Source organism: Salinibacterium sp. (assembly GCF_031364185.1).
Classification (GTDB): Bacteria; Actinomycetota; Actinomycetes; order Actinomycetales; family Microbacteriaceae; genus Rhodoglobus.
In genome coordinates this window covers 1-23,075 of sequence record NZ_JANLVV010000336.1, presented here as the reverse complement: position 1 = coordinate 23,075, position 23,075 = coordinate 1, and the positions used below count along the sequence as shown (strand labels likewise).

Annotated in this window: 21 protein-coding genes; 14 read left to right on the top strand and 7 right to left on the bottom strand. The window is 62.5% G+C overall.

The genetic code is table 11. The annotated features are described in order from the left end of the window. Window positions 1-79 precede the first annotated feature (79 nt). Window positions 80-979, bottom strand: coding sequence for an oxygenase MpaB family protein (locus RMN95_RS14675; protein ID WP_309617651.1), 900 nt, complete (start codon window positions 977-979; stop codon window positions 80-82). A 30-nt stretch (window positions 980-1,009) separates the two neighbouring features. Then, on the bottom strand, window positions 1,010-1,396 hold the full coding sequence (locus RMN95_RS14670) for a S4 domain-containing protein (RefSeq protein ID WP_309617650.1): 387 nt from the start codon (window positions 1,394-1,396) through the stop codon (window positions 1,010-1,012). A 281-nt stretch (window positions 1,397-1,677) separates the two neighbouring features. Between RMN95_RS14670 and RMN95_RS14665 the strand changes: the two genes are divergently transcribed. The 3 genes from RMN95_RS14665 (at window position 1,678) to RMN95_RS14655 (ending at window position 3,602) form a co-directional block, all read left to right on the top strand. Then, the gene (locus RMN95_RS14665) at window positions 1,678-2,211 is read left to right on the top strand and encodes an FHA domain-containing protein (RefSeq protein WP_309617649.1); all 534 of its coding nucleotides are present in this window, start codon (window positions 1,678-1,680) and stop codon (window positions 2,209-2,211) included. Window positions 2,212-2,258: 47 nt separating this feature from the next. Next, window positions 2,259-2,909, top strand: a complete 651-nt coding sequence (locus RMN95_RS14660) for a MerR family transcriptional regulator (RefSeq protein WP_309617648.1) — start codon at window positions 2,259-2,261, stop codon at window positions 2,907-2,909. A 144-nt stretch (window positions 2,910-3,053) separates the two neighbouring features. Then, entirely contained in the window at window positions 3,054-3,602 is a 549-nt protein-coding gene (locus RMN95_RS14655) for a MerR family transcriptional regulator (protein ID WP_309617647.1), read from the top strand. A gap of 135 nt (window positions 3,603-3,737) precedes the next feature. Here RMN95_RS14655 and RMN95_RS14650 read toward each other — a convergent pair whose 3' ends face one another. Then, the gene (locus RMN95_RS14650; protein WP_309617646.1) at window positions 3,738-4,547 is read right to left on the bottom strand and encodes a ParA family protein; all 810 of its coding nucleotides are present in this window, start codon (window positions 4,545-4,547) and stop codon (window positions 3,738-3,740) included. Between the two features lie 122 nt (window positions 4,548-4,669). Between RMN95_RS14650 and RMN95_RS14645 the strand changes: the two genes are divergently transcribed. From RMN95_RS14645 to RMN95_RS14635, 3 genes are all read left to right on the top strand, one after another. Continuing rightward, the gene (locus tag RMN95_RS14645) at window positions 4,670-8,068 is read left to right on the top strand and encodes a pyruvate carboxylase (RefSeq protein ID WP_309617645.1); all 3,399 of its coding nucleotides are present in this window, start codon (window positions 4,670-4,672) and stop codon (window positions 8,066-8,068) included. Between the two features lie 94 nt (window positions 8,069-8,162). Next, complete coding sequence (locus RMN95_RS14640) at window positions 8,163-9,599, top strand: MinD/ParA family protein (protein ID WP_309617644.1); 1,437 nt, start codon at window positions 8,163-8,165, stop codon at window positions 9,597-9,599. Between the two features lie 4 nt (window positions 9,600-9,603). Further along, window positions 9,604-10,095 (top strand): peptide deformylase, encoded by a 492-nt coding sequence (locus RMN95_RS14635; protein ID WP_309617643.1) that lies wholly within the window; start codon window positions 9,604-9,606, stop codon window positions 10,093-10,095. A gap of 10 nt (window positions 10,096-10,105) precedes the next feature. On the opposite strand, the gene RMN95_RS14630 is transcribed toward RMN95_RS14635, so the two are convergent. After that, window positions 10,106-11,932 carry a long-chain fatty acid--CoA ligase gene (locus tag RMN95_RS14630; RefSeq protein ID WP_309617642.1) on the bottom strand — a complete coding sequence of 609 codons (1,827 nt, stop codon included), beginning with the start codon at window positions 11,930-11,932 and terminating at the stop codon, window positions 10,106-10,108. A 134-nt stretch (window positions 11,933-12,066) separates the two neighbouring features. Here RMN95_RS14630 and RMN95_RS14625 point away from each other — a divergent pair, with 134 nt between their 5' ends. The 3 genes from RMN95_RS14625 (at window position 12,067) to RMN95_RS14615 (ending at window position 15,190) form a co-directional block, all read left to right on the top strand. After that, window positions 12,067-13,038, top strand: a complete 972-nt coding sequence (locus tag RMN95_RS14625) for an ROK family glucokinase (RefSeq protein WP_309617641.1) — start codon at window positions 12,067-12,069, stop codon at window positions 13,036-13,038. A 24-nt stretch (window positions 13,039-13,062) separates the two neighbouring features. Beyond that, window positions 13,063-13,752: a lysophospholipid acyltransferase family protein gene (locus RMN95_RS14620; protein WP_309617640.1), complete on the top strand. Its 690-nt coding sequence runs from the start codon at window positions 13,063-13,065 to the stop codon at window positions 13,750-13,752. 67 nt (window positions 13,753-13,819) lie between these two features. Beyond that, entirely contained in the window at window positions 13,820-15,190 is a 1,371-nt protein-coding gene (locus tag RMN95_RS14615) for a class II 3-deoxy-7-phosphoheptulonate synthase (protein WP_309617639.1), read from the top strand. Here the strand turns inward: RMN95_RS14615 and pknB are convergent. Together pknB and RMN95_RS14605 are read right to left on the bottom strand one after the other, a co-directional pair. After that, on the bottom strand, window positions 15,187-17,136 hold the full coding sequence (gene pknB, locus RMN95_RS14610) for a Stk1 family PASTA domain-containing Ser/Thr kinase (RefSeq protein ID WP_397545304.1): 1,950 nt from the start codon (window positions 17,134-17,136) through the stop codon (window positions 15,187-15,189). The two genes, RMN95_RS14615 and pknB, sit on opposite strands and share 4 nt — an antisense overlap. A gap of 136 nt (window positions 17,137-17,272) precedes the next feature. Further along, a complete protein-coding gene (locus tag RMN95_RS14605; protein ID WP_309617637.1) occupies window positions 17,273-18,451 on the bottom strand; it encodes a LysM peptidoglycan-binding domain-containing protein in 1,179 nt (392 codons plus the stop codon). Between the two features lie 354 nt (window positions 18,452-18,805). Here RMN95_RS14605 and RMN95_RS14600 point away from each other — a divergent pair, with 354 nt between their 5' ends. After that, window positions 18,806-19,147: an Rv2175c family DNA-binding protein gene (locus RMN95_RS14600; protein ID WP_309617636.1), complete on the top strand. Its 342-nt coding sequence runs from the start codon at window positions 18,806-18,808 to the stop codon at window positions 19,145-19,147. Window positions 19,148-19,169: 22 nt separating this feature from the next. On the opposite strand, the gene RMN95_RS14595 is transcribed toward RMN95_RS14600, so the two are convergent. Continuing rightward, window positions 19,170-20,291, bottom strand: coding sequence for a polyprenyl synthetase family protein (locus RMN95_RS14595; RefSeq protein WP_309617635.1), 1,122 nt, complete (start codon window positions 20,289-20,291; stop codon window positions 19,170-19,172). Window positions 20,292-20,383: 92 nt separating this feature from the next. Between RMN95_RS14595 and RMN95_RS14590 the strand changes: the two genes are divergently transcribed. The 4 genes from RMN95_RS14590 to RMN95_RS14575 all read left to right on the top strand — a co-directional run bounded on the left by RMN95_RS14590 (window position 20,384) and on the right by RMN95_RS14575 (window position 23,071). Further along, complete coding sequence (locus RMN95_RS14590; RefSeq protein ID WP_309617634.1) at window positions 20,384-20,761, top strand: DUF3040 domain-containing protein; 378 nt, start codon at window positions 20,384-20,386, stop codon at window positions 20,759-20,761. A gap of 226 nt (window positions 20,762-20,987) precedes the next feature. Beyond that, on the top strand, window positions 20,988-21,419 hold the full coding sequence (gene mraZ, locus RMN95_RS14585; RefSeq protein WP_309617633.1) for a division/cell wall cluster transcriptional repressor MraZ: 432 nt from the start codon (window positions 20,988-20,990) through the stop codon (window positions 21,417-21,419). Window positions 21,420-21,545: 126 nt separating this feature from the next. Further along, complete coding sequence (gene rsmH / locus RMN95_RS14580; protein ID WP_309617632.1) at window positions 21,546-22,499, top strand: 16S rRNA (cytosine(1402)-N(4))-methyltransferase RsmH; 954 nt, start codon at window positions 21,546-21,548, stop codon at window positions 22,497-22,499. Continuing rightward, window positions 22,496-23,071 (top strand): hypothetical protein, encoded by a 576-nt coding sequence (locus tag RMN95_RS14575; RefSeq protein ID WP_309617631.1) that lies wholly within the window; start codon window positions 22,496-22,498, stop codon window positions 23,069-23,071. The genes rsmH and RMN95_RS14575 overlap by 4 nt, the downstream gene beginning before the upstream one ends. The last annotated feature ends 4 nt before the right edge of the window (window positions 23,072-23,075 follow it).

The window sequence follows — 23,075 nt, the reverse complement described above, 5'->3', positions numbered from 1 at the left end:
GCCCGGCGGCTCGTCCACCGAGCGTACCCCGCCCGGACTGATGGTCACACCCGCATTGTCATTCGGGCTGCCCTCACCGTCAGACTGAGTGTCGTTCCGCTTCGAGACGGGCGATCCGTGCCCGTGCGGCATCCTCGCTGGTCGATGACGTGCCCAGTAGCGCGCCAACCGTTCTCAAAACCGCGCCGGTCGCCCAGATCACCGGTAAACGCGAGCGCCGCAAGCCGAGCAGCCGTCGATGTTCCTCGGGCAGGGAGGCCACCGCGCCGGCAAACAGCACCCGGTAGGCCGGCATCATTGAGCGTCGAAGCGGCGGATTTCGGATGAATCTCACGGCCTCCGCAACCCGTTCATCTGTCTTGAGCACGGGTCTGAAACCGTCGATCTGCGCCTTAAGCTCGGCGCGCGACCGTGGAGGGCACTCAACGCCGACCAATTCTCCCGCCACCGCCCACTCGCGCACGTAGCCGTCCGCTCCTCCCGGAATCGCCGGACCCCATAACTCGTGGCATCCAAGAAACGCGTCCGTAAACACGGCGTGCACCCAGGTGAGAAGCTCGGGATCGCCGGCCGTGTAGTTCCGCTCGATACCCTGCGCATCCAGATAGGTCCCGGCGACCCTGTCATGGTACTTACCGACACGGGATGATTCGAGCCGAGCTTGCTCGGTATCAGCGAACGTCACCGTGACGAGCCACTGGATCGTGCCGGACAACCGCCCCAGCGGATCTTCGCGGTATCGCGACCAGTCATGGACCCCCGCCATCGCCCCGGGGTGAAGGGTTTGCATGAGAAGTGCCCTGATGCCTGCGACCAGCGTCGCCATGCCGCCATGAACAGCCCACGCCGCGGAGTCTGGCCCGAAGTAGCCCTCGTCGTCGCCGAGTTCCATTCGTTCTACCCAGCGCGGCCGCCCCGAACTGTCACCAGAGAACGTAGTGAGCAGGTGAGAGCGCCACGCATCCGAGATTCTGCCCATGACCTGACAATAACGCCGGATGCTGGGAGCTCAGTGCTGCTCGTCTAGCGTCCGGCCGCGCAACTTCTCCATGTCACGCCGCTCGCGTTTGGTCGGTCGACCGGCGCCCCGATCACGACGCGGAAGCATGGCCACGTCCTCGGGTTCGGGCAGCGGAGGGCTGGTGTCGAGGTACGCATCCACGGCGACAACGGCTCCCACTCGTTTCGAGATGATGCCCCGCACGATCAGGATGCGATCGAAGCCGGCAACTCGCACTTTCACCTCATCGCCAATGCGAACGGGTTGGGCCGCTTTCGCGCGATCACCATTGACGCGGATGTGCCCGGCCCGTGTCGCCGCCGTTGCCGCGGAGCGCGTCTTGAACACCCGAATGGCCCAGAGCCAGCTGTCGACACGGGCCGATGGCGCGTTCATCAGGCGGCTGCGCCCTCAGGTAATGGTTGATGCAGTGTCACCTTGCGCTCCGTCGCCGATGTTGCGGAGTCGGACTGCTCGCCGCGAGGAGAGGCCGCGTAGGTGGACGATGACATGCCATCACGGTAGCCCGCACCCGCCCCGGCAGCGGATCGAAACGCGGGAATGGTGCGGCACGCGGCCGTGCAGTGTCGGCAATGCCCTGACATCAGATCTCTTTTGGATTGGCGGGGTGAGCCAGCCACGGAATCCGTTACTGTGGTGTTCAGGGGAGAAACGCTATGACTGAGCACGACCGCACGAGCGACGGATCTGGCGATCCCCAGGGTGCCGCACCCGAAGAAGCAGACTTGGGAGATGCTGTGCCTGAAGAGACCTCAACGCCGCGCGATGATACGACCGTCACGTATGGCGACGAGTTTGCGGCACAACTCGCGGCCCTTGACAGTTCGGCATCACCGGACGAGCAGGACGCGATCTCTGCTCTTCCGTCGGGTTCTGCCCTCCTCGTCGTTCGCCGCGGACCGAATGTGGGCGCCCGTTTCCTGCTGGATTCAGACGTGACGACCGTGGGGCGCCACCCCGAGGCCGATATCTTTCTCGATGACGTGACGGTATCGCGTCGTCATGCCGAATTTCTACGCCATGGCACGGCCTTCCAGGTTAAAGATCTGGGATCCCTGAACGGCACCTACTTCGATGGCGTCCGCATCGATACCGCACTCCTGAGCGACGGTGCCGAGGTGCAGGTCGGCAAGTTCCGCCTGACGTTTTATGCATCGCGACTCGATCTTGCCCACCTGGCCGGACGGTAGTGGCGAGCGCTTCTCCCCAGCAAAGAACGTCTGGGGGTCCGAGCCTTTTGAGCATCGGACAGGTGCTCGCCAAGCTCAATCCCGAGTTTCCGGATCTCACTCCGTCCAAACTGCGGTTTCTGGAGGAACGCCAGTTGGTGGCTCCCGCGCGTACCGAGTCCGGGTACCGCAAATTCTCCGCTACCGACATGGAACGACTTCGATTCGTGCTGACAATGCAGCGGGACCATTACCTGCCTCTGAAAGTCATCCGCGGCTACCTCACTGAACTCGATGCCGGCCGATCTCCCGAGCTGCCGGGAGGCGCACTTGCCGCACCGTCGATGCTGTCGACCGAGCGCCGACTGAGCCGCGATGAGCTGGTCAGGGAGGCTGGCGCGAACTCGATGTTGCTGGGAGACGCCGTCACGGCATCCCTCATTGTCCCGGCAGATCTGTTCGGTGAGGATGCGCTCGCGGTGCTGAGGTCTCTCGTGGAACTTCAGCGCTCAGGCATCGAACCGAGGCACCTGCGAGGCTTCCGCGCGGCGGCGGAACGGGAACTGGGGCTGATTGAGAACGCGCTGATGCCGGTCGCACGACGCAAAGACGCGTCGAGCCGGGCCAGAGCAGCAGAGATGGCTCGTGAGATTGCGGGTCAGTTGGAAATTGTGCGCAGCAGTCTGATCAGATCCGCCCTGACGAGACTGGATTCGTAGTACGTTCGAGCTACCCGGTTTCGACACGCCTGGCGAATGTAGCCTGTCGAGGTGGGGAGCGTGAGTACCTTGGTCTTAGACGCAACGTTAAGTGTCAACTGCAAGATGAATGTTTGTACTCTCCAGCATTAAGGGGCATGTGCCATGAGTGAACTCAGCCGAAGCGAGGAATCACGCTACGACCTCGGCCTGCTCTTCACCGACGGAATGCCTGAGCTCGATTCCAGTGCCGGCTACCGCGGGGCAATAGCCGCTCGCGCGGCAGGAATCAGCTACCGCCAGCTCGACTATTGGGCTCGCACTCAGCTCGTCGAGCCCACTGTGCGGGGCGCGGCGGGTTCGGGGTCTCAAAGACTGTATGGCTTTCGCGACATCCTGGTTCTCAAACTTGTCAAAAGGCTTCTCGATACCGGCATTTCGCTGCAGCAGATCCGGGTAGCCGTGAACCAGCTCCGTGAATCCGGTATCAGCGACCTCGCCCAGACCACGCTGATGAGCGACGGTGCCAGCGTCTACCTGTGCACGTCGAACGATGAGGTCATTGACCTGGTCAGTCGCGGCCAGGGCGTCTTCGGCATTGCCGTGGGTAAGGTGCTGCGCGAGGTTGAGCACGATCTCGTCGAGCTTGATTCCGTCGCGGGGGAAGATCCCATGGATGAATTGGCACGGCGCCGAGCGGTGCGCGCCTCATAGGTTTCGCTCCGTCTCACGGGAGCACTGGGCATTCATCGTCGCTGCGTTACCGCCGCGTCACGCCAGTATCGCCGCAACGTGATGTGCCGCCAGCCCACAATCCTCTAGCGGGGTCAGGCTGGCCTCGAGCGGGGCTCAGGCTGGCTCGTTCGCGTAGTCGCCAATACGCGCCGTGCGCATGACCCGTTCGAGTAGTTGGTCGAAGTTGCGCGCCATCTCCTGAGCACTCTCACCAGGCCACACGTGCAGCGGCTTTGCGGCGCCCTGCGCCTGCTGCAGCGAGGTGCGCTCCGGCAATTGGGGGCTGAGAACAAGAGGACCGAACATGTCGCGAAGCTCTTTGATGCGGAATTGGTGCTCCAGTGATTGCGACCGCAGTCGGTTGACGATGATTCCGAGGGGCTGCAGCCTGGGAGAGAGCCCGCGTCGAATCTCCTCGATAGCGCGAAGTGCCCGGTCTGCCGCCGCTACCGAGAACAGTCCGGGTTCGGTCACGATGGTGACCCTGTCACTCGCGGCCCAGGCGGTACGCGTGAGGGCATTCAGGGACGGTGCACAGTCGATGAGCACAAGGTCGTAGTCGGCTTCGACGTGGGCCAGCGCCTCCTCGAGCTTCCATATATCGCGGATGCTGGGGTGCGGTCCATCAAAATTTATGGCGGATGGCGAACCGATCAGCACGTCCACGGTGCCGGGGCGCCCCCTGGTCCAGCCGCTGGGCGCGATGGCGGCGCGCACGATCTTTTCTTTCGGGGAGGCGAGGACGTCGGCAATGTTCAAGTGACCGCCCACCTCGATATCCATCCCGGTAGACACATCGGACTGGGGGTCGAGATCGACGACCAGGGTACGGACGCCGCGGGCGAAGGCGGCCGAGGCAAGCCCGAGCGTCACGGTGGTCTTTCCCACGCCCCCCTTGAGGGAGCTGACGCTGAGTACATGCACGAGTAACGACGATACCTTCACTACTGTTAAAGAACCTAAATCATGGCCGTTTTTTGGGTACCTGCTTGGGCAATTGCCAGTGTTCGGTCGCCCTACACTGGGCGCTGTCAGGAAAGGACCGGATGTTCACGAAGATTCTTGTAGCCAATCGCGGTGAGATCGCGATCCGCGCCATGCGGGCAGCGTTCGAACTCGGAGCCAAAACGGTGGCGGTGTTCCCGTGGGAGGATCGCAACTCAATGCATCGGCTGAAGGCCGACGAGGCCTATCAGATCGGCGAGAAGGGTCACCCGGTCAGGGCCTACCTCGATGTGAGCGAGATCATCAGGGTCGCCCGGCAGTGCGGCGCCGATGCGATCTACCCTGGCTACGGATTTCTTTCGGAAAACCCGGATCTGGCCCAGGCCGCATCCGATGCCGGGATTACTTTCATCGGGCCACCCACGAGCGTTCTCGAGATGGCGGGCAATAAGGTGACCGCGAAGCAACACGCGATTCAGGCGGGTGTTCCGGTGCTCGCGTCGACGCCGGCGTCGCGTGATCTCGACGAGTTGCTGGCGGGTGCTGACGAGATCGGATTTCCCATTTTTGCCAAGGCGGTCGCCGGCGGAGGTGGGCGCGGCATGCGTCGTGTCGAGACAAAGGATGCCCTGCGCGGTGCCCTTGAGGAGGCCATGCGCGAGGCCGACAGTGCGTTTGGTGACCCCACCATGTTCCTCGAGCAGGCGGTCGTGCGTCCCCGTCACATCGAGGTGCAGATCCTCGCGGATTCCCAGGGCAATATCGTGCACCTGTTCGAGCGTGACTGTTCGGTGCAGCGTCGTCACCAGAAGGTGATCGAGATAGCGCCGGCGCCAAATCTGGATGAGTCCATCCGCCAGGCGATGTACCGGGATGCGATTGCCTTCGCGAAATCGATCAACTACGCCAACGCCGGCACCGTCGAGTTTCTGCTCGACACGGTGGGGGAGCGACAGGGCCAGCACTTTTTCATCGAGATGAATCCGCGCATCCAGGTCGAGCACACGGTGACCGAGGAGGTCACGGATGTCGACCTGGTCCAGTCTCAGATGAGGATCGCGTTTGGTGAGACTCTCGCCGAACTTGGCCTGGTTCAGGAGAACCTTCACCTGCGCGGGGCAGCACTGCAGTGCCGCATCACCACGGAGGACCCGGCGGCGGGCTTCAGACCGGATACCGGCAAAATTACGACCTATCGCTCACCGGGCGGAGCAGGAATCCGGCTCGATGGTGGCACCGTCGCGGCCGGTGCCCAGATTTCTCCGCATTTCGATTCCATGCTGGTGAAGATGACTTGCCGAGGCCGAGATTTTTCGGCCGCGGTGACGAGAGCACGGCGAGGACTCGCAGAGTTTCGCCTGCGCGGCGTGACCACGAACATCCCTTTCCTGCAGGCAGTGCTGGATGATCCCGATTTCATCGCGGGTGATGTGAGCACCTCATTCATTGAGGAGCGGCCGTGGCTGTTACGAGGTCGCCAGTCAAAAGACCGCGGTACGCGCATCCTGAACTGGCTCGCCGAGGTTACTGTCAACCAGCCCCATGGTAGTGGCGACGGCATCATCGACCCGAGCCTGAAACTTCCGACAGTCGACCTCGACGCTCTGGCTCCGGCCGGCTCACGGCAGCGACTGCTCGAGTTGGGCCCGATCGGCTTTGCGAGCGCCCTGCGAGCTCAGACAGCGCTCGCCGTTACAGAGACGACCTTCCGCGACGCCCATCAGTCACTGCTCGCCACGCGCGTTCGCACCCGAGACCTGGCGGCGGTGCTTCCGCACGTGGCACGACTCACCCCTGAGCTGCTCTCGGTGGAGGCGTGGGGTGGCGCAACCTACGATGTTGCCCTGCGATTCCTCGGCGAGGACCCGTGGGAGCGGCTATCGACGATGCGTGAAGCGCTGCCCAAAATCGCCATCCAGATGCTGCTGCGCGGTCGCAACACCGTCGGTTACACCCCGTACCCCACAAAGGTGACCGACGCGTTCGTGACAGAGGCCGCGGCAAGTGGAGTCGACATCTTCCGGATCTTTGATGCGCTCAATGACGTCGACCAGATGCGACCGGCGATCGACGCCGTATTGGCGACCGGCTCTGGCGTGGCCGAGGTCGCCCTGTGCTACACCGGCGACCTGCTCGATCCGGCCGAAGACCTCTACACGCTCGATTACTACCTGCGACTGGCAGACCAGATGGTCGAGGCCGGCGCGCATATCCTGGCGGTGAAGGACATGGCGGGACTGCTGCGCGCCGAGGCCGCATTCCGGCTCGTGACGGCACTTCGTGAGCGGTTCGACCTGCCCGTTCATGTGCACACTCACGACACCGCTGGTGGTCAGCTGGCGACGCTTCTCGCGGCGTCACGAGCGGGTGCCGATGCGGTGGATGTCGCGAGCGCCCCCATGGCCGGAACGACCAGCCAGCCCTCCGCCTCCGCGCTTGTCGCGGCTCTGGCTCACACCGATCGCGACACCGGACTCTCGCTGCAGGCCGTCTCGGATCTGGAACCCTACTGGGAGGCGGTCCGGCACGTCTACCGGCCGTTCGAATCGGGATTGCCCGGGCCGACCGGCCGCGTATACAAGCACGAAATCCCGGGAGGCCAGCTCTCCAACCTGCGACAGCAGGCGATCGCGCTGGGGCTGGCCGACCATTTCGAGAAGATCGAGGATCTTTACGCGGAGGCCAACCGCATCTTGGGCAGGCCGCCCAAGGTGACGCCGTCATCGAAGGTCGTTGGGGATCTGGCTCTCGCTCTGGCCGCTGCCGATGCAGATCCCACCGATTTTGAGCAGAATCCCGATAGATACGACATCCCGGACTCGGTGATCGGCTTCATGGCGGGCGAACTCGGTGAATTACCGGGCGGCTGGCCCGAGCCGTTCCGCACGAAGGTGCTCAAGGGCCGTACGGTCCGCATCGGCGTCGAGCCGATCACCGCCGAAGACCAGCAAGCCCTCGACGGTGACTCGCGGGGCCGTCGGTCGGCGCTCAACCGTTTGCTGTTCGCCGGGCCGACGAAGATATTCGAGCAGGGTCGAGAAACGTATGGTGACCTGTCGGTAGTCGACACTGTCGATTACCTTTACGGCCTTCGCCAGGGTGTCGAGCACGTGGTGGAGATCGAGAAGGGGGTGAGCTTGCACATCGGGCTTGAGGCCATCGGTGCGGTCGACGAAAAGGGCATGCGCACCGTGATGGCGACACTCAATGGCCAGTTGCGTCCCATTCTTGTTCGGGATGCGAGCATTGCCGTGAATTTCACGGCGGCTGAGAAGGCCGATGCGGGAAAGCCTGGACAGATCGCGGCCCCGTTCTCGGGGGTCGTCACGCTGCAGGTGGCCGAGGGGGATGCCGTCGTGGTGGGCCAGAGCGTGGCATCCATCGAGGCCATGAAAATGGAAGCGGCGATCACCACGAGTGTGTCGGGCACCGTCAAACGGCTCGCCATACCCACAACGCAACAGGTGGATGCCGGAGACCTCCTGATCGAAATCGGGTAGGGTCTGGCGCGCCTCCATCACTCCCTCTAAAAGTGAAGTATCCTCCGGCGCGCGAACCGGTAAAGTTGGGTGTTTGCACCGAAGGGGAACGACCGTGGCCATCAGGCGCACTACGAATGAGGCAGCAGCTTCGGCTGCGCCGGAGGAGACGCGAGAATCTCCCGACGACGAAACCACCATCGTCGACAGCGCGGACAACGCAAGGCTCGAACGGGAAGTCGCCCACCCGGAGCCCGTTGACTCGCCGTTCGCCGAGACCACTGACCCGGCCGGCCCGGAGCAGAGTTCAGAGCTCACCCTCAGTACATCGGTCACGGAGAGTATGACCTTTACGGTCGCGCTTCCCCTCCAGGTTCGTGAGACCCCGGAGGATGAAGCGGCACTGACGATCACCGATATTGCCATCAATCCTGACTACATGGATGTCTCGGGCCCGGCCACGACGACGATTACTCTGGTTTCTGACCAGGTTGCGATCATGCCCGACACCGAGGATGAGTCGGCCGTCGTCATTCCCGCGCTGCCCGAGCCCGATGACGTGTACAGCCGTCGCGGACGGCAGCGCGGCGAGGGCTCCACCGGCCCCGAGCCAGCCACGATGCTGACGGCGGAACGACTGATCGACAACGGCAAACGTCGACGCAGGCCAGCCCCCGAGGGGCTGTGGCAGGAGGTCTTGTATACGGCGACTTTCCATCTGGTCAATATCGGGGACTCGTACGCCGTGCGCCAACGCAAGTCACTGGACGCCCGAATCGGCAAACACTTCGAGGGCGGCACGCGGTTCGTTGCAGTTCTCACACGCAAGGGGGGCGTCGGAAAGACGACGATCTCGGCGCTGTTGGGGATGGCCATGGCAGACGTGCGCGAAGACCGCATCATCGCGATTGATGCCAACCCCGACCGAGGAACACTCGCCGAACGCATCACACGCAACACTCGCGCCACCGTGCGGGATGTGATCACCCGAGCTCGATCGGTCACCACGTTCAACGAGTTCCAAACCCTGATTTCGAGGGACGAGACTCGGATGGATGTGCTCGCGTCCGACGCCGACCCCACCATCTCGGAAGCATTTGACGAAGACGACTACAACGTGGTCGCCGATATTGCCGAACGCTTCTACTCGGTCGCGGTCACCGATTGCGGCACCGGGATGCTTCACTCCGCCATGAGTGCGACTCTCCAGCGCGCCGACTCGGTGATCGTGGTCTCCGGAGGCAGCGTCGACGAGGCCAGGCTCGCCTCGGAGACTCTCACCTGGCTCGAGTCCAACGGGTATCCGGAGCTGGTGAAGAATGCCGTGGTCGCTCTGAACACAGCAACCCAGGGCACGAATCTGGTGAAGCTCGACGAGATCGAGGCCCATTTTGCCTCGAGGGTGAGGGCCATCGCGCGCATGCCCTACGACCCGACTCTCGCGACGGGTTCGGTGATCAGGTATCGCCAGCTCAAGCCGAATACGCGCAGCGCGGCGCGAGAGTTGGCGGCCATCGTCGTCGATGGACTTGACGCGCAGCGCGCATCCTGAATCGATGACGGAACGACAGATTCGCGTGTTTGGCGACCCGGTGCTTCGCTCTGCCTGTGACCCACTTCGCCGCGATGATCCCCGGGCGGCCGCGTTGGTGGACGACCTTCTTGACACGGTGCAACTGCCGGGCCGGGCCGGAGTTGCAGCGAACCAGATTGGTGTCGGTCTTCGCGCATTCAGCTACAACGTCGACGGGGTGGTTGGCTACATCATCAATCCCGTTCTCGCCGAGGTGACAGGAGAGCCGGAACTGGTCGACGAGGGCTGTCTCTCGGTGCCGGGATTTTATTTCCCGCGCAGGCGCTATCCGTTCGCTCGGGTGACCGGGGTCGACCTCGACGGTAACCCGATCGAGCTGAGTGGCACGCAACTAATGGCCCAGGCACTGCAGCACGAGACAGATCACCTCGACGGTCACCTGTTTATTGAGGGGCTCGATTCCGAGACAAAGAAAGAGGCCATGCGGTTGATCCGCATGGCCCCCTGGTACTAATCCCCGTCGACTAGTGAGCCAGCGATATGCCCTCCGTCTCGGGGGAACCGGAGTACATTCCTTCGATCGAGTCAGCGAAATCTTTCAGGATGACGTTTCGCTTGATGCTCATTTTGGGTGTCAAATGACCGCTTCCTTCGGTGAGATCGGCATCCAGGATGACGAACTTGCGAATTGATTCCGCCCGCGACACGTGAGAGTTCGCGGCATCGACGGCGCTCTGGATTTCGGCGATGACTCTCGGGTTGACGGCGGCCTCTGACACTGTCATGGTCGCATCCAGGCCATTATTGTTTAGCCACACCGGGAGCATCTCGTCGTCAAGGGTGATGAGTGCCGCGATGAACGGCTTTTGGTCGCCGACTACGATTACCTGGCCGATGATTGGATTTGCCCGGATGGGGTCTTCCAGTAGGGCGGGAGCGACCTTCTTGCCGCCCGCGGTGGCAATGATCTCCTTCTTTCTTCCGGTGATCTCGAGGTAGCCATCGTCGTCGATGACCCCGATATCACCCGTGCGAAACCACTCCCCGTCGAATGCCTCGTCGGTTGCCTGCTTATTGTTCCAGTACCCGGCGAAGACATCCACTCCCTTCGCCTGCACCTCACCGTCGTCAGCGATGCGCACTGAAACACCGGGTAGTGGCGGGCCGACCTTGCCGATCTTGAAGTTCGAGGCAAGGTTGACAGAGATAGGGGCCGTGGTCTCTGTGAGACCGTACCCTTCGAGAATGGTCATCCCGAGACTGCGATAGAAGTGGCCGAGGCGCAGTCCAAGAGGTGCTGAGCCGGACACGGCGTAGGCGACCCTCCCGCCGAGCGCCGCACGGATCTTACTGAGCACGAGGCGGTCGAGCACGGCGAACTGGAGCTTGAGACCGAAGGGCACAGTGCCCGCATCGACGGCCTTCGAGTGCGCGATCGCAACCTCGGCTGCCTTGCGGAAGATCTTGCCCTTACCACCTGCCTCCGCTTTCTGTTCTGACGAGTTGTACACCTTTTCAAACACCCGTGGCACTGCGAGAAGAAAGGTGGGTTTAAAGGAGCCCATCGAAGGAAGCAAAAGCTTCGTATCGGCTTGGTGACCGACCTTGACCCCCCCGTGCACCGACAGCACTGCGATGAAGCGTGCGAACACGTGGGCCATGGTGATGAACAGCAGGGTGCTGGATTCCGGATTCACGACCTCCGGTATTGCTCTCATGGCGTTGCGGCTGGTCTCGACAAAGTTCGAATGCGTGAGGATGCAACCCTTGGGCTTGCCCGTAGTGCCGGAGGTATAGATCAGCGTGGCGAGATCAGAACCGTGTGCGATCGTGCGACGGCGTTCGATTTCCACATCCGTGACCGCGACGCCGGAGCTGGCAAGCTTGTCGAGATCACCCAGGTCGATCTTCCAGGTGTAGGTCACCGCGGGTGCGTCCGCGCGAATCTCATCAAAGCTGGCGAAGTGCTGCGCCGTTTCGGTGATCATCCCGATTGAGCCTGAGTCGGTCAGGTTCCACAGGATTTGGCTGGGCGCAGACGTGTCGTAGATCGGCACGAGAACGGCTCCGGCAAACCACACCGCGAAATCAATCAGCGTCCATTCGTAGCTGGTCTTGCACATGATGCCAATTTTGTCTCCGGGTTCGATTCCGGCGGCAACAAAACCCTTGGCGAGTGCGGTCACCTGTGCCAAAAATTCGGCGGCCGTGACATCCGACCAGCCTCCATCCGATGTGGGGAGCGCAAAGAGGATCGTATTGGGGGTTTCCTTGACCCGCGCGACGAGTAGATCGGTCGCGTTGGCTGTGGGGTCTGCTTCCACAAGGGCGGGAACGTCGAACTGTTTCACGGCATCTCCTTCGGCACCGGTCGGGGCTTTGTGGCCCCATTCTATGATGCGATCCGGCGCTGTCGACGGTGTTCGGAGCGGCGACAGGGAGCGGCGGGATTGATAGGTCATCGGCTTCGGTAAACTCGACGATCGTGCATGCCATTGGAATCGACATCGGCGGGACCAAAATTGCGGGCGCCGTAGTGACGCAGGCCGGTGAGATTCTCGCAGAAGACCGGGTTGCCACCAATGCGGGCAATTCTGAGGCGATCATTGATGCGGTAGTGGCAATGGTCCAGAAACTCGCGGCGGGCCACGAGGTGTCTGCGGTGGGGGTCGCCGCCCCGGGTTTCATTGACGTCGAACAGTCGACTGTCTACTACACGCCCAACGTGAACTGGCGCAATGAGCCGCTGCGCGATCGGCTCTCCGAGCGTCTCCACCTCACGGTGACCATTGATAACGATGCCAACGCGGCAGGATGGGCCGAATTCAGGTTCGGGGCCGGTCGCACTGTGTCTGACATGACAATGCTCACCATCGGTACCGGCGTCGGGGGCGCAATCGTGTCTCGCGGCCAACTCTTCCGGGGCGGATTCGGTACCGGAGCCGAACTCGGCCACATGAGGGTGGTGCCCGACGGGCTTCCGTGTGGCTGCGGCGCGCGAGGCTGTATCGAACAATACGGATCCGGGCGCGCGCTGTTGCGAATGGCCAATGAGATTGCAGACGTGGGTGGTATTGGCCTCGCTCTTGCCGAAGCGCGCCGGCAACACGGAACCCTGGATGGCGCCACCGTCGGCACCCTGATCGCGGCCGAGGATCCTGGCGCGATCCGCGCACTCGAGCAACTCGGACACTGGCTCGGGCAGGCCTGTGCCTCGCTCAGTGCCGTGCTTGACCCCGAGATGTTCGTGTTCGGCGGGGGAGTGGCCGTGGCGGGTGACCTCCTGCTGAATCCCATTCGAGACGCGTACCGAGAGAATCTGCCAGCGCGTGGATATCATCCTGAGCCGGCTTTCGTGATGGCCGAGCTGGTGAACGACGCCGGAGTGGTGGGCGCGGCGGATCTCGCCCGCCTCCGGAGTGACGCCTGGGGTCCGCGCGACGGAGCGTTAGAGTAGAGATTTCCGGTCGGAGGTAGTGCGATGTTCTACTGGTTCATGAAGAACCTCGTGGCTGGTCCGCTGCTGAAGACAGTGTTCAGGCCCTGGGTCGTCGGGCTTGAGAACATCCCGAAAACCGGTGGTGTCATCCTTGCCAGCAACCATCTCTCCTTCATCGATTCGATCTTTCTGCCGCTTCTGATCGATCGCCGCATCTACTTTCTGGCCAAAAGTGATTACTTCACGGGCAAGGGATTCAAGAATTGGGCGACCAAACACTTCCTGCTCGGCACAGGAATGCTGCCGATCGACCGGTCAGGGGGCAAAGCGTCTGAGGCCTCGCTGAACACCGGGCTGGCGGTCATTGCGCGAGGGGGAGTGCTGGGCATCTACCCGGAAGGCACGCGCAGTCCGGACGGAAAAATGTATCGAGGTCGCACGGGCGTCGCCCGGATGATTCTTGAGGGGCACGTGCCTGTCGTGCCCGTTGCCATGGTTGATACGGAGAAAGTCATGCCGATTGGCAGCAAGCTCCCGAAGGTGCGCCGCATTGGCGTGATTTTTGGCGAGCCCCTCGACTTCACCCGCTTTGAGGGAATGGAGGGTGACAGGTTCATCCTGCGCTCCATCACTGACGAGATCATGTACGAACTGAGTCGCATCAGCGGGCAGGAATACGTCGACACCTATGCCAGCTCGGTCAAGGAAAAGAAGGCTTCTCGCAGCCGATAGGCTGTGCGAGGCCTCGCGCCCCGTCCGTACTAAAAATACCCTCCCGTCATAGCTAAGGAATCCTCTCGTGGTCGACCCGTCCGAACCTGTTGTGCTCGCTGATCCTGCAGTGATCGCCGGTTTGGACTATTGGCGCACACTGCCCATCAGGCAGCAGCCGACATGGCCCGACAGTGACGCCGTCGGCGCCGCATCCGCCAAAATTGGGGGCCTTCCGCCCCTCGTCTTTGCCGGTGAGGTCGATGTGCTGCGCGAGCGGCTCGCCACGGCCGCGCGGGGTGACGCATTCCTGCTGCAGGGCGGGGACTGTGCCGAGACCTTCGCGGGTGCCACGGCACAGAACATCAGGGACCGAGTTAAGACGATCCTGCAGATGGCAGTAGTGCTGACCTACGGGGCATCAAAGCCGATCGTGAAGATGGGGCGGATGGCGGGCCAGTTTGCCAAGCCGCGTTCCAGCGACACCGAGACCAGGGGTGACGTCACGCTGCCCGCGTACCGCGGTGACATTGTCAACGGATTCGACTTCACCCCGGAATCGCGGGAGGCCGATCCGGCTCGGCTGGTCGAGGGCTATCACACCGCGGCATCCACCCTCAATCTGGTTCGCGCATTTACTCAGGGTGGTTTTGCCGACCTGCGCCAGGTGCACTCATGGAATAAGGGTTTCGCACAGAACCCCGCCAACCACGCATACGAAAAAGTCGCGGGCGAAATTGACCGTGCCATAAAATTCATGGAAGCAGCAGGCGCCGATTTTGATGAACTGAAGCGCGTCGAGTTCTACTCCAGCCATGAAGGCCTCCTGATGGACTACGAGAGGCCGATGACGCGCATCGATTCTCGCACCGGCACGCCGTACAACACGAGTGCTCACTTCCTCTGGATCGGCGAGCGCACTCGCGACCTCGATGGGGCCCACGTCGACTATTTCTCTCGTGTGCGCAACCCGATCGGCGTCAAGCTCGGGCCCTCGACCAGCGCCGACGACATGGAGCGCCTGATCGACAAACTGGACCCGAACCGCGAGCCAGGCCGCCTCACGTTCATTACCCGCATGGGTGCTGGCAGGGTTCGCGACGCTCTGCCCCCGCTGCTGGAGGCAATTAAAGGAATGGATGCGACACCGCTCTGGGTCTCTGACCCCATGCACGGCAACGGACTCACCACCCCCAACGGCTACAAGACTCGTCGGTTCGACGACGTCGTCGACGAGGTGAAGGGCTTCTTTGCCGCTCACAGTGCCGCGGGAACCTACCCGGGCGGCATCCACATCGAACTCACCGGCGACGACGTCACGGAGTGTCTCGGTGGCTCGGAGCAGATTGACGAGGCTACCCTCGCAACCCGCTATGAGTCATTATGCGACCCGAGATTGAACCACATGCAGTCTTTGGAATTGGCGTTCCTGGTGGCTGAAGAGCTGGCCGCTTTCTAGGCGCTGAAGCTGATCTTCAACTTGCTGCCCTTCGGGGCTCGTTCGCCGCCTCCGGGGTTCAGCCCGGACACGATGAACGTGTCGGGCAGCAGGTCGGCGACGCCGTTGTACTGAAGGTCGAAGCCCGATTCGACCAGAATCTGTTTCGCGGTAGACCAGGGCTGGCCTACAACATCCGGGACTTCTACCTGCTCGATGCCCCGTGACGTGATGAGATCGACGGTGTCGCCCTCGCGCACTATCGTGGCACCGGCTACCGGGACGGCACGGATGACCGAACCCTGGGGAATCGTGTCACTATTCTCTTCTTCCCTAACCTCGCCATACGCGAGCCCTACCTCATCCAGTGCACCGGATGCCTCGTCGACCGTAAGGCCTGCCAGATCTGGAAGTGGCCCCGATGAGACGATCAGGGTCACCAACTGGCCTTCGCCGTATTGAGCCACGCCGGTAAGGCTGGCGCCGTCCGCGGAGAGGGCATCAATGACAGTATCCGCCGCGACGGTGTCGTCGAACTGGCGGATGACATTCTCGTCGAGAGCGAACGGCGCCGCTGTGATAGCGGTCTTCGCGTCATCCTCCGTCATTCCCGCAAAGGCGGGCACGTCCAGCAATTTCGGGCCACTTGACGTCAGCAGTGTCACTGGTGACCCGCGAGCGACGCTGGATCCGGATGGCGGATCGGTTCTCGCCACGGCGCCCGGCGCAACCACCGGATCGCTGGTGGTGCCCACCTCGGGGTTAACTGTCAGTCCGAGGTTCTCGAGGGCGGCAGTAGCCTCCTGCACGGTCATCCCCGCAAGATTCGACGGAATGGTCACACTTGAGCCAGGGCCGAACCCGAAATACCAGCCAGCCGTGCCAGCGGCCGCCACCAGCAGCAGGACGAGGATGACAACGAGAGGGGCGCGGCTGCGACGCTTTCTGACCTTCTCGGCAAGGGCGGACGTGGAGTCGCCACCCGAGCGCCGGACCAACGTCGACTGCGCGTGCACGGAGGAGGGGGCCAGCGGCAGACGCCCGCGCTGGCCGATGACCTGGGTCTCTGCCGTGGCATCCGCCGACACCGCCGTGGGCATCACCATGGTGCGCTGCACCGAGGTGGCCGCTGTCGTCGGCAGAGCAGTCATCAGGTCGCTGTGCACCTCGTAGAGGCGGTCGAGCATGGCGCGAGCATCGCGTGGCCTGTCGTCGGGCTCCCGCGAGGTCGACCAGAGCACGAGGTCATCAAGTTCTGCCGGGATTCTGGAATTCTTGCGGCTCGGAGCCGGGACGGAGTCGTTCGCGTGCTGGTAGGCGATCTGCATGGGCTGCTCGCCCTTAAAGGGCTGCTCGCCTGTCAACATCTCGTACATCATGATGCCGATCGCGTAGATGTCGCTGCGGGTGTCAGCAACTCCCCGGGTTACAAGCTCGGGGGAGAGGTACGCAATCGTTCCCAGAAGCGCCGCGCCGGTCGCGGTGTTGGCTGACGCGGCTCGAGCCAGTCCAAAGTCACCGATCTTGATTCGACCATCGTCGGCCAGCAGCACATTCTCTGGCTTGAGGTCGCGGTGCACGATCCCGGCCTTATGGGCCGCCGCAAGCCCCGCGAGAACCGCCTCCAGAATGTCCAGGGTCTGCTCGGTCGTCAGTAATGTGTGCTCGGCGAGCAGGTCTCGCAGGGTGATGCCGGGCAGGTATTCCATGACGAGGTAGGCCATGTCACTGTCCTGGCCCTGGTCGAAAACATTGACGACGTTCGGGTGGGCCAGGCGCGCCGCCGACCGAGCTTCCTGAATGAAGCGTTCCTTGAATTTGCTGTCGTCGGCAAGGTGACCGTGCATTATTTTAATGGCGACCCGTCTCTCGAGACGAAGGTCGGTCGCGAGGTAGACGGTGGCCATACCGCCGCGCGCGATGCGCGACCGGATTTGGTACCGACCGTCGAGGAGGCGACCAATCATCGGGTCGGTGCTGTTGACGGTCACCCTAGGATTCTAAAGTTCGGGGCTGGGTGCTCACGGACCAGACACGGCTCGCCGCGGGATCGGCTCGGCAATTGTGATGTGACATCTCGCCTTGCCAGCGAAACTGAGCGGGTTAGTCAAGCTCGGAGTACCACATCAGTGCCGAAGCTTCCCATTGCGCATACGCGGTCGGGAATGCCGATGTCTGAACCTCCTGGGCCGCCACGGTGAGTGGCATGGATTCCCAGCCCGAAATATCAAGCAGCCCACGCGTGACCCCGGCATTGGGATTGGTGGGCCCGCCGAAGAAAAGCCGGGAGGCGTAGTCAGGAGTGGTGAGCTGCTGCACAGAGCCCCATCCGGTGCTTGGGCGTTGCTGGAACAATCCCACCGAATCACGGTCGCCCCACTGCAGGTTGCGCAACGACGATTCCTGCATTGCAGTCGCCAGGGCAATGACGACCCCTCTGCTCGATACTCCAAGTTCGTGTCCGACCTGGACGATCACCGTCGCATTGGCTCGCATCTCGGCATCCATCATGGTCACAACTGACCCCACAGCGGTCGTCGCGATGGCGGTGGAAACTGCGGCCGACGCGGGCAGTGTCAGAGTGTCGCCGGAGAAGATAAGGCTGGATGGTTGCAGGCCGTTGGCGTCAAGTAGCGACCGTTCGCTGATGGCGTGTGCGGCAGCGATCCCGCCGACGGTGTCGCCCGAGACGATGGTGTACGAACCGCCACCCAGCGCAGCGGAATGGGAAGCGAGGTCGACGGCAAGTTCTGGCTCGATCGGCGCAGCGGGCGCAATTCCCGAGGGAATGGTGAGGCTCTGATCCGGGAAGATCAGACTTGATGCCCCGAGACCATTGGCGCTCAGCACAATGGCGGTCGGTACCCCAAACCGTTCGGCGATGGAGCCGATCGTGTCACCCGCCACAATCGTGTATTTGACGGTGGGGGCGACCTCAACGGGCGCTTCGACGACGGTCGGAGCCGGAATCCCCAGCGTCAGGACCTGCCCAGGGAAAATCAGCGAGGACCAGCCGAGGCCGTTCATCGCCAGTACGGACGCGGTGGACAGGCCGAACTGACCGGCGATGCTGCTGATCGTGTCTCCTGCCGCCACCGAGTATGTGACGGGTGCCGGTGCCGCAGCCGCCCGAGAGAGGGACGCCGCAGTGGATTTGATCGCGGAGTTGGCAGCAGTTATGGCTTCGCGGATGGTTCGTCCCAACTCGGACGCTGAACCGCGCGGAGTCATCATCGGCCGGGCTTCGGCGGCCTCGACCGGGCCGGAGAGATTGAGAGTCATGGCGGCAATCGATCCGACGAGAAGGACAGAACCCGTCGCAAAAGCATTCCTCGCCTGCCGGGTACGTTCGCCAGTCCGCGGGCTGGCCGCGACTGAAGTAGGCACAAGACCTGCAAAAACGTTCCTTGCAAGACCTCCGGTGTCGTTCAGAATATCTGTCATGATCTGTGCTCCGCTCTTCGCCCCCGCGAGGATGCCGCGCCAATGCTGGCGGTAATGTCGCATATCACGCTGGCACAGGTGGTAACCCGTGTCAATCACTGTGACTGATGTGAAACCAATTAATTTGTTGGAAACATTCCCTTGCCGAGGGCTTAACACGGTATTCACTTCTGACCATGGCAGGGTTGACGCGTGACTGAATCACCCGACGTGCGCTGGCTGACGATCCCCGACCTCACCGAGATGCTCGGTCTCAAAGTGAGCCAGGTGCGGCGACTGATTGAGGATCGCGCGCTCCTGGCGAGCCGGATCGACGGGGTGTGGAAGGTGCCCGCTGGCTTCATTGTCAATGGTGAGCCGATGCACGAGCTCAAAGGCACCCTTATCGTGCTCAGCGACAGTGGTTTCAACGACGAAGAATCGATGCGTTGGTTGCTCAACACGGACCAGAGCCTCGGGGTGAGCCCGATCACTGCCCTGGCCGCGGGGCGCAAAGCCGAGGTACGCCGAGTCGCCCAGGCGCTCGGTTTCTAGGCAGACGACGTCGTGAAGTAGGTCATGCGACCCGGCGGGTGACCGTGTCGGCGAGGTCGAGCAACTGGCTACGTGCAGAGGCCGCCAGCGGAGCATCCCGAATCGCAGCCTGCGCGAGACCCACGTTGTGGTCGATAATGCGCTCCACATGGTCTACCGCGCCGCACTCAATCAGCGAGGTGCGGATCATCTCGACCTGCTGTGAGTCGAGATCGGAGTCTCCAAGCAACTCGTCGATCACGTGCCGCACGTGGGTGGGAAGTTTAGTGCGAGCCAGCGCGATGAGCACGGTGCGTTTGCCCTCCCTGAGGTCGTCTCCGGCTGGTTTTCCCGTGACATCTGGATCACCGAACACCCCCAGCATGTCGTCCCGCAACTGGTATGCGACCCCGAGTGGCAGTCCAAAGCAGCGCAGCGCGGCCAATTGCGCAGCACTGCCGCCGCCCAACGCGGCCCCAATTGCCAGTGGCGCCTCGATGCTGTATTTCGCTGATTTGTATACGATCACCCGGTGGGCCCGAGGCAGCGCCTCGGCATCCGGATAGCTTGCCCACGCGTTCTCTTCGAGGATGTCGAGGTATTGCCCCGCGGTGACCTCGGTTCGCATGGTGGCGAACTCGGCACGGCCGGCAGCACCAGCGGCCGGATCGGCAAGCAACGAGGTGCCACGATCGAATAACTCGTCACTCCACCCCAAAAGCAGGTCACCCAGCAAGAGGCCGGCAGAGCGACCGAAGGCGACGGCGTCCCCCGTCCAGGCACCGTCACGGTGGAGGGTTTCAAATCGTTTATGCGCCGAGGGGGCGCCGCGGCGGGTGTCCGAATTGTCCATGATGTCATCGTGTACGAGGGCAGCCGCATGGAACACCTCAAGAGCAGAGGCCGCAAGGACAATACCCGGCAGCGCGGGTCCCGTGACGGCGTCGGCAAGAGGATCAAAGTTATCGATGGTGGCGGTGACAGACTGCCAACCCCAGTAGCAGAACAGAGCTCTAAATCGCTTGCCGCCCGACAGGAAAGAGCGGGTCACATCGGTGAAGTGGCCAAGCTCAGGTGCGATTGCGGCAAGTTCCCTCGTGCGTTCGGAAACGAACTCGTCAACTCTCAGTTGAACAAGGTCAACTAACCGGGTACTCTCAGCCACCCGTCTAGCCTAGCCATCGTTGCGGGCGTACTATTAAGGTTCACGCGTGGAATGAGTTTTACGCGGTTATCCCGAGATGCGAGGGGAACAGGATGCCACTTTCCGAGCAGGAGCAGCGACTCCTGGAGGAGATGGAGCGAAGTCTCTATCACAACGACGCTGATTTCGTCGCGACGGTCAATCCGAACCGCGGGCGACCCAATTACCGGGTGCTCGTCGTGGGAGTCCTGGTAGGAGTGCTTGGCATCGCGACTCTCGTCGCTGGCGTGATTGTCCGCCAGCCGCTCGTTGGCATCCTGGGTTTCGCCGTGATGTTTGTCGGCGTACTGCTGATCTTCGCACCGCCTCGCACGGGTTCCGTCCCGCCGCCGAAGGAGTCGCCGACACAGGGCAAGCCCCGAGGAGGTTCATCGACGTTCATGTCGAACCTCAACGACCGCTGGGAGAAACGTCAGGACGGTCGCGAGTAACACCCTTTCCTAGTGGGGCCAGCCTTCGGGCTGGCCCTTTTTTGTGCCCGGTGGAGGAGCGATGAAGCCGAAGCCCGGCATTTCCCTCCACCCCCAGGCGCCCCCTGTTTACGGGTAACTGAGAATGTTTTTGGGGAAGTATTTGAGTTTTCTTGAGAATTGTGGAGCAAAGTGGAGTAAAGTGGAGCTTATCTGAATCCGGGCCGGAGAATGAGGGGAGGCTGCCGTGTTCCTTGGCACCTATGCCCCCAAGCTCGATGACAAGGGGCGGGTGATCCTGCCCGCGAAGTTCCGCGACGAACTGTCGTCCGGAATGGTCGTCACCCGGGGCCAGGAGCGCTGTCTTTACGTCTTTAGCCAACGCGAGTTTGAGAACATCCAGCACAAGGTGCGCCAGGCATCCCTCACCAGCAAGCAGACCCGCGACTTTCTGCGACTGTTCCTCTCGGGTGCCAACCAGGAGGTACCTGACAGCCAGAACCGTGTGACGATCCCCGCGAATCTTCGTGAGTACGCCGGTCTTGGTCGAGAACTCACCGTAATCGGCGCCGGCGATCGTGCCGAGATCTGGAACACCGAAGCCTGGAACACCTATTACGAGAGCGCCGAATCTGACTTCGCAAACACCACGGAGGAGGTGATTCCGGGTCTCTTGTGATTCGACACCACAGAGTCGTTGACGCTGACTCCCAGCCGTACGCCCTGGCTTTCTTCCCCGATGCCAGGTCGGACCGGATGGGGATCAGCGTCAACGACGAAGTAGCAGCGAATTTTCCCCTTCATCATGTCTGATAACACCATCCATACGCCGGTACTCCTCGAGCGCACGATCGAATTGCTCGCCCCCGCGCTCGACAATGACGGCGCCGTTCTCCTCGACGCAACCCTGGGGATGGCCGGTCATGCCGAAGCATTCCTCCAGCGCTTTCCCGGGATCATCCTTGTCGGCATTGACCGCGACCAGGACGCCCTATCCATCGCGCGGCGTCGACTAGAGCCGTTCGCGGCGAGGGTGCATTTCGTGCACGCCGTCTACGACGAGGTCGTTCCGGTGTTGGGGCGCCTGGGCCTGACAACGGTCGACGGAGTGCTTTTCGATCTGGGCGTCTCGTCTTTGCAGCTCGATCGCGTGGATCGCGGCTTCTCGTACTCCAGGGACGCGCCGCTGGATATGCGGATGGATGCCACAAGCGAGCGTACTGCTGCGCAGATCCTCGCTACCTACAGCGAGGGCGAGCTTCGCCGAATCTTCTACGAGTACGGCGATGAAAAACTAGCACCGCGATTCGCCAGCCGCATTGTGCAGCGTCGTGAAGAGAAGCCGCTGGAGACCTCGGCCGAGCTCGTCGAACTAGTGATTGCGGCAACGCCCGCCGCCGCCCAACGTGCTGGCCATCCCGCCAAACGCGTGTTCCAGGCCCTGCGTATCGAGGTGAACCAGGAACTGTCAGTGCTCGAGCGAGCCCTCCCCGCCGCGGTCGACGCGCTGGGCGTGGGCGGGCGGATGGTGGTGCTGTCCTACCAGTCGTTGGAAGACCGCATTGTCAAGCGAGTGCTTCAGGCCCGGTCGGCATCCACGGCCCCGCGCGGTCTGCCGGTCGAATTGCCCGAGCACCGCCCGGAACTTCGATTGCTCGTGCGCGGTGCCGAGCGCGCAAGCGACGACGAAATCTCTCGTAATCCGCGAGCAGCATCCGTGCGGCTTCGGGCCGTCGAACGTCTGAGGGATATCGCATGAGCGCTTCAGCCGCCTATGCTCGACCGCTTGTCGCTCCGGCGCCCACGACACATCCCCACATTGAGATCGTCACCACCCGCGAGCAGCGCCGGGCTCGCCCAAAACTTGCGTACGCGGTGGTCACCATCCTGAGCCTGTTCCTGATCTTCGCCGCCCAATTGATGCTCAGCATTGTCGTCTCGGATGGTGCCTTCCAGATCGAGGCCCTGCAGCAGCAGCAGAAGGAACTTCTGCGCGCGCAAGATGCCCGCAGCGAGACCCTGAACGTCCTGAGCTCGAGCCAACGTCTCGCCATGAACGCTGCACATTTTGGGATGGTGCCGAATCCCGCACCGCTTACCCTGAACATCGCCTCCGGCGCGGTCTACGGTTCACCAGGAACGGCTGACCCGATGGGGTGCGGCGGAAACTGCAACCTGATTACCAACTCCCTGCTCGCCGGAATGCCGCTGGTAGACACGGCCGCAACAAGCGGAAGCGCAGTCGCTCCTGTGGTTGCATCGCCTTCCGCGCCGCAAACTGACCCTGCACCGACGCCCTCCACTGCGCTACCGGCGCCAGTGACTCGCTAACACC

Excerpts from the sequence above, each read along its gene's own strand:
- RMN95_RS14635 (WP_309617643.1), top strand. The coding sequence starts at position 9,604 with ATGACGGAACGACAGATTCGCGTGTTTGGCGACCCGGTGCTTCGCTCT.
- RMN95_RS14675 (WP_309617651.1), bottom strand. The coding sequence starts at position 979 with ATGGGCAGAATCTCGGATGCGTGGCGCTCTCACCTGCTCACTACGTTC.
- rsmH (WP_309617632.1), top strand. The coding sequence starts at position 21,546 with ATGTCTGATAACACCATCCATACGCCGGTACTCCTCGAGCGCACGATC.
- RMN95_RS14670 (WP_309617650.1), bottom strand. The coding sequence starts at position 1,396 with ATGAACGCGCCATCGGCCCGTGTCGACAGCTGGCTCTGGGCCATTCGG.
- RMN95_RS14605 (WP_309617637.1), bottom strand. The coding sequence starts at position 18,451 with ATGACTCTCAATCTCTCCGGCCCGGTCGAGGCCGCCGAAGCCCGGCCG.
- pknB (WP_397545304.1), bottom strand. The coding sequence starts at position 17,136 with ATGATTGGTCGCCTCCTCGACGGTCGGTACCAAATCCGGTCGCGCATC.
- RMN95_RS14645 (WP_309617645.1), top strand. The coding sequence starts at position 4,670 with ATGTTCACGAAGATTCTTGTAGCCAATCGCGGTGAGATCGCGATCCGC.
- RMN95_RS14575 (WP_309617631.1), top strand. The coding sequence starts at position 22,496 with ATGAGCGCTTCAGCCGCCTATGCTCGACCGCTTGTCGCTCCGGCGCCC.
- RMN95_RS14620 (WP_309617640.1), top strand. The coding sequence starts at position 13,063 with ATGTTCTACTGGTTCATGAAGAACCTCGTGGCTGGTCCGCTGCTGAAG.
- RMN95_RS14665 (WP_309617649.1), top strand. The coding sequence starts at position 1,678 with ATGACTGAGCACGACCGCACGAGCGACGGATCTGGCGATCCCCAGGGT.
- RMN95_RS14590 (WP_309617634.1), top strand. The coding sequence starts at position 20,384 with ATGCCACTTTCCGAGCAGGAGCAGCGACTCCTGGAGGAGATGGAGCGA.
- RMN95_RS14655 (WP_309617647.1), top strand. The coding sequence starts at position 3,054 with ATGAGTGAACTCAGCCGAAGCGAGGAATCACGCTACGACCTCGGCCTG.